Source organism: Pseudomonas sp. LBUM1640, assembly GCF_059716225.1.
Genome location: NZ_CP166816.1, coordinates 4,157,593 through 4,173,916, shown reverse-complemented (window position 1 = coordinate 4,173,916; position 16,324 = coordinate 4,157,593). Strand labels below are relative to the sequence as shown.

Annotated in this window: 8 protein-coding genes; 6 read left to right on the top strand and 2 right to left on the bottom strand. The window is 61.8% G+C overall.

Features of this window, described 5'->3' with window-relative positions:
• Positions 1–6: 6 nt before the first annotated feature.
• From ACA065_RS18305 to uvrA, 4 genes are all read left to right on the top strand, one after another.
• Positions 7–1,422 carry a Y-family DNA polymerase gene (locus ACA065_RS18305; protein ID WP_497690913.1) on the top strand — a complete coding sequence of 472 codons (1,416 nt, stop codon included), beginning with the start codon at positions 7–9 and terminating at the stop codon, positions 1,420–1,422.
• Positions 1,398–4,490: an error-prone DNA polymerase gene (locus ACA065_RS18300; RefSeq protein WP_497690912.1), complete on the top strand. Its 3,093-nt coding sequence runs from the start codon at positions 1,398–1,400 to the stop codon at positions 4,488–4,490. The genes ACA065_RS18305 and ACA065_RS18300 overlap by 25 nt, the downstream gene beginning before the upstream one ends.
• Before the next feature lie 126 nt (positions 4,491–4,616).
• Positions 4,617–6,317, top strand: coding sequence for an ATP-binding protein (locus ACA065_RS18295; RefSeq protein WP_497690911.1), 1,701 nt, complete (start codon positions 4,617–4,619; stop codon positions 6,315–6,317).
• An 8-nt stretch (positions 6,318–6,325) separates the two neighbouring features.
• Positions 6,326–8,845 carry an excinuclease ABC subunit UvrA gene (gene uvrA / locus ACA065_RS18290; RefSeq protein ID WP_497690910.1) on the top strand — a complete coding sequence of 840 codons (2,520 nt, stop codon included), beginning with the start codon at positions 6,326–6,328 and terminating at the stop codon, positions 8,843–8,845.
• Between the two features lie 1,708 nt (positions 8,846–10,553).
• On the opposite strand, the gene tkt is transcribed toward uvrA, so the two are convergent.
• Positions 10,554–12,614 (bottom strand): transketolase, encoded by a 2,061-nt coding sequence (gene tkt, locus ACA065_RS18285; protein ID WP_497690909.1) that lies wholly within the window; start codon positions 12,612–12,614, stop codon positions 10,554–10,556.
• Between the two features lie 175 nt (positions 12,615–12,789).
• On the opposite strand from tkt, the gene ACA065_RS18280 reads away from it, so the two are divergent.
• Positions 12,790–13,014, top strand: coding sequence for an HP1242/YdcH family protein (locus ACA065_RS18280; protein WP_497690908.1), 225 nt, complete (start codon positions 12,790–12,792; stop codon positions 13,012–13,014).
• A 157-nt stretch (positions 13,015–13,171) separates the two neighbouring features.
• Here the strand turns inward: ACA065_RS18280 and hglS are convergent, their stop codons facing one another.
• On the bottom strand, positions 13,172–14,545 hold the full coding sequence (gene hglS, locus ACA065_RS18275; protein ID WP_497690907.1) for a 2-oxoadipate dioxygenase/decarboxylase HglS: 1,374 nt from the start codon (positions 14,543–14,545) through the stop codon (positions 13,172–13,174).
• 289 nt (positions 14,546–14,834) lie between these two features.
• On the opposite strand from hglS, the gene ACA065_RS18270 reads away from it, so the two are divergent.
• A complete protein-coding gene (locus ACA065_RS18270) occupies positions 14,835–16,244 on the top strand; it encodes an OprD family outer membrane porin (protein ID WP_497690906.1) in 1,410 nt (469 codons plus the stop codon).
• Positions 16,245–16,324: the final 80 nt, after the last annotated feature.

Sequence of the window (16,324 nt, the reverse complement as noted above, 5' to 3'; positions counted from 1 at the left end):
GTTGCCATGCGCTGGGTGTGTATTGTGTTCCCGCAATTGGCGCTGGACGGGGTGCAGCGCCTGCACCCCGAGCCGGACCAACCCCTCGCACTGCTGGCCGGCACGCCGCAGCGCCGTGTGCTGCAAACCGTCAATGCGGCCGCCCGTGCCTTGGGCCTGCGCCCCGGGCAATCGCTGACGGCGGCGCATGCGCTGGCCAAGACTTTCGCCAGCGCCGAATACGACCCCGCGCAGATCGAGCGCTGGCAGCAGTTTCTTGCGGCCTGGGCCTACCGTTTCAGCTCCCAGGTCAGCCTGTATTACCCGCGTGCCTTGCTGTTCGAGATCGAATCAAGCCTGGGCCTGTTCGGGCCATGGCCGCAGTTCGAGGCGCGGTTGCGCAAGGAGTTGACCGAGCTGGGGTTTGGCCACCGTATCGTCGCCGCACCCAACCCGGCGGCGGCGCGCGTGCTGGCGAATATTTACGATGGCCTGGCCGTGGCCGATGACACGGCATTGATGCAAGCCCTGGCGCCACTGCCGATTGAGCGCGCCGGCCTTGACCCGCAAGCCGCCACCGCCTTGTCGCGCATGGGCTTGCGCAGCCTGGCCCAAGTGCAGGCGTTGCCCCGGCATACCCTGGCGCGCCGCTTTGACGCCAGCGTGCTTAAGCACCTGGATACGCTGACCGGGCAACGCCCGCTGGCCCTGGCGTTCTATCAGCCACCGGACCAGTTCGATGTGCGCATCGAGCTGAATTTCGACGTGCAATCCCACCAGGCGCTGTTGTTTCCGTTACGCCGCTTGACCGGTGACCTGTCCGCTTTCCTTTGCGGGCGCGACAGTGGCGTGCAGCGTTTCGACCTGCACCTGGAACACGCCCAGGCGCCCGACAGTGTGATCAAGGTCGGCCTGCTCAGCGCCGAGCGCGAACCGGCGATGCTGTTCGAGCTGGCCCGCGGCCGCCTCGAGCACGTGCAAGTCACCTCACCGGTACGCGGCTTTCGCCTGGTGGCCCAAGACCTGCCGGTATTCGTGCCGCAGCGCCAGGACCTGTTCGACGACCGCCCACAACAGACCTTGCCCTGGGAGCAACTGCGCGAACGCCTGCGCGCACGCCTTGGCGATGAGGCGGTGCAAGGCCTGCGCTTTCATGCCGACCACCGTCCCGAATGCGCCTGGCAAGCGGCCGCCGATAACCGTGCGTGCCCCACCTTGAACAAGGTGCAGCGCCCCGGCTGGTTGCTGCACGAACCGACCTTGCTGGCCGAACACGGCGTACAGATTCTGATGGGCCCGGAGCGCATCGAATCCGGCTGGTGGGATGGCGCGGATATCCGCCGCGACTATTACCTGATCCAAACCCGGGCCGGGCAGCAAGGCTGGGCCTATCGCAGCGTCGGGCAAAACGACGGGCTGTGGCTGCAAGGCTGGTTTGCATGAGCTACGCCGAGCTGCATTGCCTGTCCAATTTCAGTTTTCAGCGCGGCGCGTCCAGTGCGCTGGAATTGTTCGAGCGCGCCAAGCGCCAGGGCTATAGCGCCTTGGCGATCACCGACGAATGCACGTTGTCGGGCATCGTGCGTGCCTGGCAGGCGGCAAAGGCGGTGGATTTGCCGCTGATTATCGGCAGCGAGATGCGCATCGAGAACGGTCCCAAACTGGTGTTGCTGGTAGAAGACCTTACCGGCTACCAGCACCTGTGCCGCCTCATCACCGTGGCCCGACGCCGCGCCGAAAAAGGCCGCTATCGCCTGCTGCAAGAAGACTTCGACCAACCGTTGCCCGGTCTGCTGGCGCTGTGGGTAGCCGAAGACAGCGACACCCAAGCCTCGATCCAATGGCTGCGCCGCACGTTTGCCGAACGCCTGTGGCTGGCGGTGCACCTGCATTGCGGCCAGGATGATGCGCGTTATCTGGCGCAACGCCTGGCCCTGGCCGCCAGCCTGAACATTCCTGCGGTGGCCTGCGCTGATGTGCATATGCATGCGCGCGGCCGCCGCGCCCTGCAAGACACCATGACCGCCATCCGCCATCACGTCACGGTGGCCGACGCCGGCACGCGCCTGCACCCCAATGGCGAGCGGCACCTGCGCAGCCTCGACGCACTGGCCGCGCTGTACCCGCAAGCCTTGCTCGACGAAACCCTGGCCATCGCGCGGCGCTGCACCTTCGACTTGAGTCAGTTGCGTTACCACTACCCGCGCGAACTGGTGCCCGAAGGCCAGGATGCGAAATCCTGGTTGCGCCAGCTCACCGAAGAAGGCATCGCCCAGCGCTGGCCGCAGGGTGTCGACGCCAAGACCTTGCAGCAGATCAACCATGAACTGGCGCTGATCAGTGAACTGGGCTACGAAAGTTATTTCCTCACGGTGCACGACATCGTGCGCTTCGCTCGCAGCCGTTCGATCCTGTGCCAGGGGCGCGGCTCGGCGGCCAACTCGGCGGTGTGTTTTGCCTTGGGCATCACCGAGATCGACCCGAGCCTGACGAGCATGCTGTTCGAGCGCTTCCTGTCCAAGGAGCGCAACGAACCGCCGGATATCGACGTCGACTTCGAACACGAACGCCGCGAAGAAGTGCTGCAGTACGTGTTCCAACGCTACGGCCGCACCCGCGCGGCCTTGACGGCGGTGGTCAGCAGCTATCACGCGGCCGGCGCGGTGCGCGATGTGGCCAAGGCCCTCGGCTTGCCGCCGGACCAGATCAACGCCTTGGCTGAATGCTGCGGGCGCTGGAGTGAAGATGCGCCGCCGTTAGAGCGCTTGCGCGAAGGCGGCTTTGACCCGCAAAGCCCGATCCTGCGTCGCGTGCTCACACTCACCCAGCAATTGATCGGCTTTCCCCGGCACTTGTCCCAGCACCCGGGCGGCTTTGTGATTTCCGAATACCCGCTGGACACCTTGGTGCCGGTGGAAAACGCGGCGATGGCCGAGCGCACCATTATCCAGTGGGACAAGGACGACCTCGACGCCGTCGGCCTGCTCAAGGTGGATATTCTCGCCTTGGGCATGCTCAGCGCGATCCGCCGCTGCTTCGATTTACTGCGCCGTCACCGCCACCTGGACTTGACCCTGGCGACCATCCCCAAGGAAGACGCCGCGACTTACGCGATGATCAGCAAAGCTGACACCGTCGGCGTGTTCCAGATCGAGTCGCGGGCACAGATGTCGATGCTGCCCAGGCTCAAGCCGCAAACCTTCTATGACCTGGTGATCGAGGTTGCCATCGTGCGGCCCGGGCCGATCCAGGGCGGCATGGTGCATCCGTACCTGCGCAGGCGTAATAAAGAAGAGCCGACGACTTATCCGTCACCGCAACTGCAGGCGGTGCTGGAACGCACCTTGGGCGTGCCGCTGTTTCAGGAACAGGTCATGCAGATCGCCATGGTCGCCGCCGACTACGGCCCCGGCGAGGCGGACCAGTTGCGCCGCTCCATGGCCGCCTGGAAGCGCCACGGCGGGCTTGAACCGCATCAGGAACGCCTGCGCACCGGCATGCTTAAAAACGGCTACAGCGAGGCATTTGCCGCGCAGATCTTCGAGCAGATCAAAGGCTTTGGCAGCTATGGTTTCCCCGAGTCCCACGCGGCCAGTTTTGCCTTGCTCACCTATGCCAGTTGCTGGCTCAAATGCCATGAGCCGGCGGCCTTTGCTTGTGCGCTGATCAACAGCTGGCCCATGGGCTTCTACAGCCCGGACCAGATCCTGCAAGACGCGCGACGTCATCGCTTGCAGATTCGCCCGGTGGATGTGCTGGCCAGTGATTGGGATTGCAGCCTGGAACCCATCGACGGCCAGCAACCGGCGATTCGCATGGGCTTGCGCATGATCGCGGGGTTTCGCGAAGACGATGGGCGGCGCATCGAGGCGGCCCGCCAGCGCCGCGCATTCAGCGACATTGCCGACCTCGACGAACGCGCCGGGCTGGATGCGCGCGCCCAGGCACTGTTGGCGGACTCGGGCGCCTTGCGCGCCTTGACGGGCAACCGGCACAAGGCGCGTTGGGAAGTGGCGGGCGTGCATAAACAGCTTGGCTTGTTCGCTGGCCTGCCCAGCCCTGACGAAGCGGCGGTGGAGCTGCCGGCCCCCACGGTGGGCGAGGACCTGCACGCCGACTACGCCACGCTCGGCACCACCCTCGGCCCGCATCCGTTGGCACTGTTGCGCGATGAATTGCGCAAGCGCCGCTGCCGCAGCTCCCTTGAGCTGATGGCGGTAGAGCATGGGCGCAATGTCAGTGTCGCCGGTCTGGTCACCGGCCGGCAACGCCCGGGCACCGCCAGTGGGGTGACCTTTGTCACTCTGGAAGACGAGTTCGGTAACCTCAATGTGGTGGTCTGGCGTGATCTGGCCGAACGTCAGCGCCAGGCGTTGGTCGGTTCGCGACTATTGAAAGTCGATGGGCGTTGGGAAGCGGTAGGCGAGGTGCGCCATTTGATTGCCGGGCGCCTGACCGACCTGACGCCGCTGCTGGAGGGGATTAATGTGCGCAGCCGGGATTTTCACTGAGGGGAGTTGCTCAGGTCTCCACGGATGAGCTATATGCAATGAAACGATTTATTGCTGCAAGGCTCCAAGTTTTTATCAGTGGGACTGCGCCACGACTCCATCCTTCTCTTCGCCACGAGCCAATTGATGCACTTTTTATCCAACACCCATGGCTGCGAAGGCTGGGGCGGTGAAATGGCCCAGCGGATCCGCGCCTTCGATTGGTCGGCCACCGACCTCGGCCCGATCAACGCCTGGCCCGCCAGCCTGGTCAGCGCCGTGCAAATGCTGTTGGCATCACCCATGCCGATGGTGATGCTGTGGGGGCAAACGGGGTACATGATCTATAACGACAGCTATTCGGTGTTTGCCGGTGGGCGGCATCCGTATCTGCTGGGTACACCCGTGGAGCAGGGCTGGCCGGAAGTGGCCGAGTTCAACCGGCATGTGCTCGACACCTGCCTGGCCGGCGGCACCTTGTCGTATAACAACAAGGCGCTGGTGCTGCTGCGCAATGGCCAGCCGGAAGATGTCTGGATGAACCTCTACTACAGCCCCGTCGCCGGGGATAATCAACAACCGGCCGGCGTCCTGGCGATTGTGGTGGAAACCACCGCCCATGTGCACTCCGAACGCGTGCGCCAGGAATTGACTCATAACCTGGAACAACGCGTGGCCGCCGAAGTGCAGGCGCGTTCCGCCGCCGAAGCCCAATTGCGCCAATCACAAAAGCTCGAAGCCATCGGCGGGCTGACCGGTGGCGTGGCCCATGACTTCAATAACCTGCTGCAAGTGATCGCCGGCAACCTGCACTTGTTGGCCCGGCATGAACCGGAAAATGCCCAGGTACAGCGGAGGGTCGCGGCCGCTATTGCGGCAGTGGAGCGCGGCGCCAAACTGTCGTCGCAACTGCTGGCGTTTGCTCGCCGCCAACCCTTGTCGCCGGCCGTCTATAACCCCCAGCGCATCTACGCAGGGTTGGGCGAGCTGCTGCAGCGTGCGCTGGGTGAAACCATCCATATCGATGTGCAATTGCCCCAGGACTCCTGGTGCATCAACGTCGACCGCAACCAGCTGGAAAACGCACTGCTCAACCTGGCGATCAATGCCCGCGATGCCATGCAGGGCGAGGGCGTGATTCGGATTACCGGTGAGAACATCATCCTCAACCCCGACGACTGCGCAGGTAAAAGTATCCTGCCGGGCGAGTACGTACGCCTGGCCGTTACGGATATCGGTGTAGGCATGCCGGCGGCGATCCTGGCGCGGGTGTTCGAGCCGTTCTTCACCACCAAGCGCGAGGGCCATGGCACCGGTCTTGGCCTGAGCATGGTGTTTGGTTTTGTGCGCCAAAGCGGTGGCCATGTCGAGGTGTGGAGCGAGGAAGGCAAAGGCACGGTGGTGCAGATGTACTTTCCGCGCAGCCTTGGCGAGGAGTACCCGGACAGCCACGCTGAGCCCGAGCCGCAAGCGGGTGGCCAGGAGACGATCCTGGTGGTGGAGGACAACGCTGATGTACGGGTGACGGTGGTGGAGCTGCTCGAGCAGTCGGGCTACACCGTCCTCACCGCCGAAGACGGCGACCGCGCGATGCAAGCGTTGCAGAGCGGCGTGCAGCCGGACCTGATTTTTACCGACGTGGTGATGCCCGGTCGGGTCAAAAGTACTGACTTGGCCGACTGGGCCCGCGCCCAGGTGCCGCCAGTGGCGGTGTTGTTTACCTCTGGCCACACCCGCGACATTCTCTCCAGCAATCACCTGCTGAGCCCCGACATTCATCTGCTGAGCAAGCCCTACAGCCCCGAAGCCCTGACACAAAGGGTGCGCAGCGTGCTCACTGTTCGATAAGGTTTTCCATGACTTCACAGCGCAACTTTCCGCCGATCACCGGCCAGCACTCAGGCTTTGTACGGGTGCGCGGCGCCCGCGAACATAACTTGCGCAACGTCGATGTGGACATTCCTCGGGATGCCCTGGTGGTATTCACCGGCGTCTCGGGTTCCGGTAAGTCGTCCTTGGCGTTTTCCACCGTGTATGCCGAGGCCCAGCGCCGCTATTTCGAATCGGTGGCGCCGTATGCGCGGCGCCTGATCGACCAGGTCGGCGTGCCGGATGTGGACGCCATCGAAGGCCTGCCACCGGCCGTGGCCCTGCAACAGCAGCGCGGCACGCCGAGTGCGCGTTCTTCGGTGGGCAGCGTTACCACGTTGTCGAGCCTGATCCGTATGTTGTACTCCCGCGCCGGCAGTTACCCGTCGGGGCAGGCAATGCTGTACGCCGAGGATTTTTCGCCGAACCTGCCTCAGGGCGCGTGCCCGCAATGCCATGGCCTGGGCCGGGTGTACGAAGTGACCGAGGCGCTGATGGTGCCCGACCCCAGCCTGACCATCCGCCAGCGTGCGGTGGCGTCCTGGCCGTTGGCGTGGCAAGGGCAGAACCTGCGCGACATCCTGGTGACGCTTGGGTATGACGTGGATATCCCCTGGCGCGAGCTGCCGAAAAAACAGCGCGACTGGATCCTGTTCACCGAAGAAACCCCGACCGTGCCGGTGTACGCCGGTTTCACCCCGCAGCAGACCCGTGACGCCCTGAAACGCAAGCTCGAACCGAGCTACCAGGGCACGTTCAGCGGCGCGCGGCGCTATATCCTGCACACCTTCACCCACACCCAAAGCGCACTGATGAAAAAGCGCGTCGCGCAGTTCATGCAGGGCAGCGCCTGCCCGTTATGCGACGGCAAACGGCTGACCAAAGCGGCGCTGTCGGTGAAGTTTGCCGGGGTGGATATTGGTGAGTTGTCGCAACTGTCGCTGTCGCAACTGGCCGAGCTGCTGCGGCCGGTCGCGGCGGGGCAGGACAAAATGAAACTGTCGGTAGAAAAGCGTCTTGCCGCCCAACGCATCGCCCAGGATTTGCTTGAGCGGGTCAGCACCTTGACCGAGTTGGGCCTGGGCTATTTGTCCCTGGAGCGCAGCACGCCGACGTTGTCGTCCGGGGAGCTGCAGCGCCTGCGGCTGGCCACGCAATTGGGCTCGCAATTGTTCGGCGTCATCTATGTACTGGATGAACCCTCGGCAGGCCTGCACCCGGCAGATGGCGAAGCCTTGTTCACCGCGCTCGAGCGTTTGAAAGGCGCGGGCAATTCGCTGTTTGTGGTGGAGCACGACCTGGAAACCATGCGCCGCGCCGACTGGCTGATCGACGTGGGGCCGGCTGCCGGTGAGCATGGCGGGCAAGTGCTGTACAGCGGCCCGCCTGCCGGGTTGGCGCAGGTCGAGGCCTCGCAGACGCGTGAATATTTGTTCGCCGAGCGGCGCCCTGCGAACCCGTCGCGCCGTGAGCCTTCCGGCTGGCTGAAACTCGAAGGCGTAACGCGTAATAACCTCAAGGACCTGAGCGTGGATTTCCCGTTGGGCTGCTTCACGGCGGTGACCGGAATTTCCGGCTCGGGCAAGTCCAGCCTGGTCAGCCAGGCATTGCTGGAACTGGTGGGCATGGGCCTTGGGCGCGTGGTCGAACGTGACGAGGAACCCAGCCTGGAAGACGACACCCCGCAAACCAGCGGTGGGCGTATCAGTGCCGGGCTGGAACACATCCGCCGTCTGGTGCAGGTGGACCAGAAACCCATCGGCCGTACGCCGCGCTCCAACCTTGCGACCTACACCGGGCTGTTCGACAACGTGCGCAAGCTGTTCGCCGCCACGCCGGCCGCGAAGAAGCGCGACTATGACGCCGGGCAGTTTTCCTTCAATGTCGCCAAAGGCCGCTGCAGCAATTGCGAAGGCGAGGGGTTTGTCAGCGTTGAGCTGCTATTTATGCCCAGCGTGTATGCGCCATGCCCGACGTGCCACGGGGCGCGCTACAACCCTGACACCCTGGCGATCAAATGGCAGGGCTTGAACATTGCCCAGGTGTTGGGGCTGACGGTGGAACAGGCGGTGGAGGTGTTTGCCGAACAGCCTGGCGTGTCGCGCTCATTGCAGGTGCTGCGCGATATCGGCTTGGGGTATTTGCGCCTGGGCCAGCCGGCGACGGAGCTGTCGGGCGGTGAAGCGCAACGCATCAAGTTGGCGACCGAGCTGCAACGTAATGCGCGCGGCGCCACCTTGTATGTGCTGGATGAGCCGACGACCGGGTTGCATCCACGCGATGTGGACCGCTTGCTCAGCCAGCTCAATCATCTGGTGGAGGCGGGGCACACGGTGGTGGTTGTGGAGCACGAGATGCGCGTGGTGGCGCAGAGTGACTGGGTGATTGATATCGGGCCGGGGGCTGGGGATTTGGGCGGGAAAGTGGTTGCCAGTGGCACGCCGCAGAAGGTGGCTAAGAGCAAAACCAGCCGGACTGCGGCGTTTCTTGCCCGAGAGTTGGCCTGATCGTCGCTGCCTATCGACTGTGGGAGCTGGCTTGCCTGTGACGGGGTTAGGTAGATTGAGTACATATCCGTTGCTGCGGTAACGGCTTCGTATGGTTCCGCTCTTACAGCGGGTCACTTTTGGCAAACGCCCCAAAAGTAACCAAAAGGTCTTTGCCCCACCACTCGGTGCCTCGCTTAGGCTCGGCATGCCCGCACTCCGGCTTGAATCCGTGGGCCGCCGCGATGGGCCATCCTTGGCCCAGCGCGGCTAACCCGGCGTCCTGCCGGGTTACCCACGGATTCAAGCCTGCGTTCGGCCATCGTGGTTAACGGGGCCTGTCAGATCAAGATCAAAAGCAAGAGCACGGCGGCCTAGTAGCCGACCTGAGTGGTTGAAGCAAAAGCAGGGCAACAGCACAGCAAAAACAGATCAGAAGCAGAGCTGCTTTTCTGTGGGAGCTGGCTTGCCTGCGATGCAGACACCTCGGTACATCAGGCATAGCCAGGTGATGCCTTCGCAGGCAAGCCAGCTCCCACCTTTGACCGAGTACACACATCTACCTGATGTACTGAGCTCAAAATGTGGGAGCGGGCTTGCTCGCGAATGCGGTGGGCCATTCACCAGATACATCAACTGACACACCGCCATGAAGCAGAAGCAGGGCAACAGCACAGTAAAAACAGATCAGAAGCAGAGCTGCTTTTCTGTGGGAGCTGGCTTGCCTGCGATGCAGACACCTCGGTACATCAGGCATAACCAGTTGATGCCTTCGCAGGCAAGCCAGCTCCCACCTTTGACCGAGTACACACATCTACCTGATGTACTGAGCTCAAAATGTGGGAGCGGGCTTGCTCGCGAATGCGGTGGGCCATTCACCAGATACATCAACTGACACACCGCCATGAAGCAGAAGCAGGGCAACAGCACAGTAAAAACAGATCAGAAGCAGAGCTGCTTTTCTGTGGGAGCTGGCTTGCCTGCGATGCAGACACCTCGGTACATCAGGCATAACCAGTTGATGCCTTCGCAGGCAAGCCAGCTCCCACCTTTGACCGAGTACACACATCTACCTGATGTACTGAGCTCAAAATGTGGGAGCGGGCTTGCTCGCGAATGCGGTGTGTCAGTTACAAATGAGCTGACTGACACACCGCCATCGGGAGCAAGTCGAACCGTCGCACCGCCCCTCCCACATTTAACCCAGTTCAGCTTCCAAGATCAGGTCGGCCGTCAGGCCGCCTCTGCTTTTGCTTTTGATTCAACCACTCAGGTCGGCTACTAGGCCGCCGTGCTGTAGATTTTGATCTTGATTTTGATCTTAGGCGCCCCGTTAAACCACGCTGGCCGAACGCAGGCTTTGGAGCGGGGGTAAACCGGCAGGACGCCGGTTTAGCCGCGCTGGGCCAAGGATGGCCCATCGCGGCGGCCCCCGCTCCAAAGCCTGCGTGAGGGCACACCGAGCCGGAGGCGAGGTGCCGAGTGGTGGGGCAAGAGCCTTTTGGTTACTTTTGGGCTCTTTTCAAAAGTGACCCGCCGTAAGGGCGGAACCAATACAAGCCATCACAAAAATAACGGATATGTACCCAGCGCCCCCCACGACACCCGCAAAATTCAATTCGTAAAAAAGCTGTGTAGATACCTATGCTGCGATGACGATACATCAGTCAACACAGTAGTGGCTGACAGGCCGCTATCGCAGGCAAGCCAACCCCCACAGTTTTGATCACTATTGAGTCAGTTGAATCTGCTCCTTCGCCAGCCTCACCACATTCTCAGCCGTGAACCCAAACTTCTCCTGCAACTTCGGCAACGGCGCCGACGCGCCAAAGCTGTTCATCACCACCTTGGCCCCAGTCTGCCCGACATAACGGTCCCAACCCAGTGGGCCGGCTTGTTCCACCACGACCCGCGCCTTCACGTTGGGTGGCAACACGCTGTCGCGGTAGGCCTGGTCCTGTTCTTCAAACAGCTCCCAGCTCGGCATCGACACCACCTGCGCCGAAATCCCTTCGCCTTTCAACTGTTCATAAGCCGCCACCGCCAGGCTGACTTCACTGCCCGTCGCCAACAGCAGAACCTTAGGGTTTTCGCCGCCCGTCAACACGTAAGCGCCCTTGGCTGCGCCGGACGCTGCGGCATATTTCGTACGATCCAGCGTCGGCAATGCCTGGCGCGACAACACCACGCAACTCGGCCGATGCGTTTGCGCCAGTGCAACCTTCCACAGTTCCAGCGTTTCGTTGGCATCACCCGGCCGCAGGGTCAGCAGCCCCGGCGTCGCGCGCAGTTGCGTCAGGTGCTCGACAGGTTGATGCGTCGGCCCGTCCTCACCCACGCCAATCGAGTCATGGGTAAACACAAACACCACTGGCAACTCCATGATCGCCGCCAGCCGAATCGGTGGCTTCATATAGTCGCTGAACACCAGAAACGTCGAGGTGTAGGGCCGCAGGTACGACAGCGCCATGCCGTTGGCAATCGCGCCCATCGCATGCTCGCGGATGCCGAAGTGCAGGTTGCGTCCGCTGTAGTCGTCAGCACTGAAACGCCCTGCGCCGTCGAAAGTGAGATTGGTCTTGGTCGACGGCGACAAGTCCGCCGAACCGCCCAGCAACCAGGGGATATGCTGGGCAAAGGCATTCAGCACCTCGCCACCCGCTGCACGGCTGGCCACGCCCTTGGCGTCGGTGTCGAAGTGGGGCAACTCATTTTGCCAATGCTCGGGCATTTCGCCTGCACGCATGCGGCGCAACTCATCCGCCAGTTCCGGCTCGTACTGTTCGAGCTGCGACAGGTGGCGCGTCCATTCGTCATACAGCGGTTGGCTGCGTTCCAGCAGCGCATCACGCAGCACGGTGCGGGCCTCATCGGGCACCAGGAAGCTGGAGTCCTCGGGCCAGCCATATGCGGCCTTGGTCAGGCGGATTTCATCTGCGCCCAACGGCTCGCCATGGGCGGCGGCGGTGTTGTGTTTGTGCGGTGAGCCATAGCCGATCACGCTGTCGACCACAATCAAAGTTGGCGCGCCGGTATTGGCCTTGAACGTTTCCAGAGCGGTGCTCAAGGCCTGTAAGTCATTGGCATCGGTGACGTGCAAGGTGTGCCAGCCGTAGGCCTGGAAACGCTTGATCACATCCTCACTGAAGGCCAGCTCAGTGTGGCCCTCGATGCTGATGGTGTTGTTGTCGTAGATCCAGCACAGGTTATCCAGCTTCAAGTGCCCGGCCATCGATGCCGCTTCGCTGCTGATGCCCTCCATCATGTCGCCGTCACCGCACAGGGTGTAGACGTTGTAGTCGAACAGCACCTTGTTGTCGCGGTTGAACCGCTGGCCCAGCCAACGCTCAGCCATGGCCATGCCCACACTGTTGGCGCAGCCCTGGCCCAACGGGCCGGTGGTGGTTTCAACGCCGGTGGTCATGCGGTACTCAGGGTGGCCCGGGGTCTTGGAGCTGATCTGCCGGAACTGCTTGATATCGTCCAGGCTGATCGCCGCCTGGCCGGAGCGTTTGCCGTGGGCATCAATCTCCACCACGCCGGCCAAGTGCAGCAGCGAGTACAGCAGCATCGATGCATGCCCCACCGACAACACAAAGCGGTCACGGTTAGGCCAATCGGGATGCTGGGGGTGGTAACGCAGGAACCGGCTCCACAGCGTGTAGCCCACCGGCGCCAGGCCCATGGGCGTGCCTGGGTGGCCGGAATTGGCCTTCTGCACGGCATCCATGGCCAGGGTGCGAATGGTGTTGATGCATTGGGTGTCGACAGCAGTGGCAGCGTGAGTCATGAAACCGTTCTCCCTCGGGTGGCGATCTACTGTGGAGGGCAGGGCGCGGCAAAGGTTTGATCCCATCGCCCGCCTGGCGACGAACGGGGATGCATTGACCTCGGACATGACAACACCCCTTGGAATGGGCTAGCTTCAAGAGCGTAGGCCATTGATCAACTTGCGGAGGTACTCCATGCCAGTGAAACACGACCTGCTTCAGGACCTGGGTCTGAGTAAGGAAAAAGTCGACGAGTGCCGGGCGAAGAATCCACACCTGAACGCCCTGTTTGAGAAATACAAAACCGTCGATGAATTGGTGGTGACTGCTGAAAAGGCAGCTGGCAGCGATGAGGAGCTGAGAAAGCTGAAGGAGAAGCGCCTGTTGGTTAAAGACGAGATTGTGCAGCACTTGGGCTAAATGAACGTCCGCGCTCCTACAGGGCGCGGACACATTTGTTCAGAATTGTCTGAGGGACAGGGCGCTTTTCACTGTTTAAGATGCGCCCCGTCCACCCGGCTCTGGGGACTGTTGCGGCGCAAGGATTGCGCTGGTGAGCCGGGCGGGCACTCTCATTTCATGCCAGCAGCGCCTGACATTCATCTATAGAGCGCTGCTGCGTTTCGCCATACAGTTTCAGCTCATCAATCGTCCGGCGGCCCAGAGCCTTTTCGAACTCCGCCTGATTCGAATTGGCCGCATAGTGACTCTGCGCGGCATCCCCCAGGTTCGATTGAAATATCCCCGCCGCACTCACCGGCAGAAAATCCTCATACACCAACGGCTCCACAGCCACATGGCCGGCAGCAATCAGCGCGCCCAACGTACGCGGCTGATCGGCGTGGCCGCGTGCCGCCAGGCCTTGCTCGGTAGCGAAGTAACGGAAATACGCGAGCTCCTGTTCACGCATCTGTGTGTGGTTATCGGGGAAAGCCTCGAAGTGCTGTTCCATCAATTGCACATAACGCGCGGCGTTGGCCTCATTCGGAAAAGCGCCCAGTTCGTCGCGCGCGGCGTTCAGCAGTTGGTCGTAGAGGGCGCGGCCTTTAGGCGTCAGCGCGACACCACGTTGTTCGATCTCGCCGAAGCGCGCGCTGTGGCTGCCTTTTGCATCAATGAAGGCGATGGGCTCGTCGAGGGCCTTGAAGCTGGTCTGGCGCAGCAGGATCGGGCACAGACGGCGCGGCGGTCCTTCGATCACCGCTTTAGGAGTGATGCCCTTACCGGGCATGGCCGCCTGCACCTGATCGATGTCCAGGGTGCGCGGGGTCAGGTGGTTGATGTGCGGGCCTTTGAACGCGACCACGTCGGCGATCAGGCGGTGCTGGTCGCTCAGTTGCTGGTATTGCTGGCCTGTGACGGTAGCGGTGTGGTGCCAGCGGAAGGTCTCCAAGGCTTGGCGGACGAATTCGCCGGCGTCCTGGGTATTGAGGCCGCCGTCGCGTTCGGCTTGTTCGATCAGCGCCAGCGCGCCTGGGGTGAAGATCTTGCGCTTGGCCAGGGCGCTGTCGGCGAAGGCGCGCAGTTCGAGGTTTTCGATCAATTCCAGGCGCAGCAGCGAGGTAAACACCCGGAACGGGCTGGATTGCAGTGAGCGTTCATGCACGGCGCGAAAGGCGGTGGAATGCACCGGCACGCCAGCCGGGGTCAAGTCGTAGTAGCCCACGGGTTGCATGCCCATCACCGCAAACAAGCGGCTGATGGTTGCCAGCTCAAAGGCGGTGCCCAGGCGGATGGCGCCGTGGCGTTCCATGTCCAGTCGATCGATTTCACCCGTGCGTCGCAACTGCTGGGCCAGGCTCGATTCACTGGCCAACACCTGGGCGTTGGTCTCGGCCACCAGCTCAATCAGCGCGCCGTAAAGTGGGACTTCATCTCGGTACATGTCGGACATGGCCTTGGAAAAGTCTTTGCGAATCTCGTCGGGGCTGACGTATGCGGCGCTTGGCATAGAAAAATTCCTGAACACTGTGGAGAGGGTGTGGCCTTTCTCTGGATTTTGTTGGGCTGTCGACAGTCTGGCAAACGAAGAATCCTCAGGACTTCATTCTGCAAATGAATGAAATGACGAAAATATGACAAAAACCCACGGCTGAGAAATTTCATTTTCGAGCCGCCTTTCCTAACAAATTCTTCACGAGGTGCGCCCCGGTCCTCATGAAACAATCGTCACGTTTGTAGGGATGAAAACGCCGTTTTGCACACAACGCACATAAAAATATGTTTAGGGGCCGTTACACATGAAAATTTCTACACTGGCGTTATCCATCACCGCGGCATTGCTCGCGCAACAAGCCTGCGCTGATGATTTTGGGCTCGGCTCTCTGGGCACGGGCACAGGTCACAGTGGCTTTGTTGAAGACAGCCATGCTGCGATCAGTTCGCGGACCATGTACTACAGCGCGGACAACCGCTCGGGGACCAACAACGATCTGCGCGAAGCCGCCACATTGCTGCGCTTCGACTACAAATCCGGCTACACCCAAGGCACCCTTGGCGTCGGTTTCGACGTCATGGCGTTCGGCGCCCTGCGCCTGGACGGTGGCGATGGCCACACCGCAGGCCCGGGCCTGGCGGGTAACGGCAACAGCTTCTTCCCGACCAAAAACAACGGCACCGAACCTGCCGACAGTTTCGGTCGCGCAGCCGGCAACGTGAAGTTCCGTATTTCCCAGACTGAGTTGCACCTCGGCGGTGGTTTGGCCCCGGTGCTGCCTATCCTGGTCTCCAACGACAGCCGTGTGGCGCCGCAGACCTTTGACGGCGGCATCCTTACCTCCAATGACATCCCAAACGTGACCTTCACCGGCGGTGAGCTGAACAAGGCCGAAGGCCGTGCCTCCAGCAACTCGACAGGCTTGAGCGTGGCCGGCGCCACCCGCGACAGTGACAGCTTCAAGTTCGGTGGTGTGGACTACAAACCTTTTGGCTCGTCTGACAATGCCATTGCTAAAAACCTGACGCTGCAGTACTACTACGCCGACCTGGAAGACTTCTACAAACAGAACTATTTCGGCCTGGTCCACGTGCTGCCGTTGGGCAATGACCAATCGTTCAAGACCGACCTGCGCTACTTCGACAGCACCAGCGACGGTAAAAACGGCTCGGCCGGCTATGCCTTCAACAACAACGGCGGCTACGCCAAGCACGCTGGCGAAGTCGACAACAAAACCTACAGCGCCGCGTTCACCTACCAGTTGGGCGGCAGCAGCTTGATGCTCGGCCACATCGGCGTGAGCGACGATGGCGGCTTTGTCTGGGTCAACCAGGGCAGCCTCGCCGACCCACAACAACAAGGCGCAGGCGGCAGCGACTTCTACCTGTTCACCGACGCCGTGGTGGGCCAGTTCTCCCGTGCGGGCGAGCAGGTCAATTTTGGTCAGTACTCGTATGACTTCAAGGCCTATGTACCTGGCCTGAAAGCGTCCGTGGCTTACCTGGACGGTACGGACATCAAGTCCAAGGTGGCTGGCGGTCCTGACCAGAAAGAAAACGAAACCGACTTCCGCCTGGATTACGTCGTACAGGCAGGCCCGCTCAAAGGCTTTGGCACCACCTTCCGCACAGGTACTTACCACGGCCACAACACCGGTACTGCGGATCAGGATCAAACTCGCCTGATCTTCAACTACACCTACGCGATCTTCTAAGAACGCGTGGTAAAAACAGCAGGTCGCGTACGCCGCGGCCTGCTGTTTTTTTTTGCGCGTTGATTGGTCTTCATGTGCAT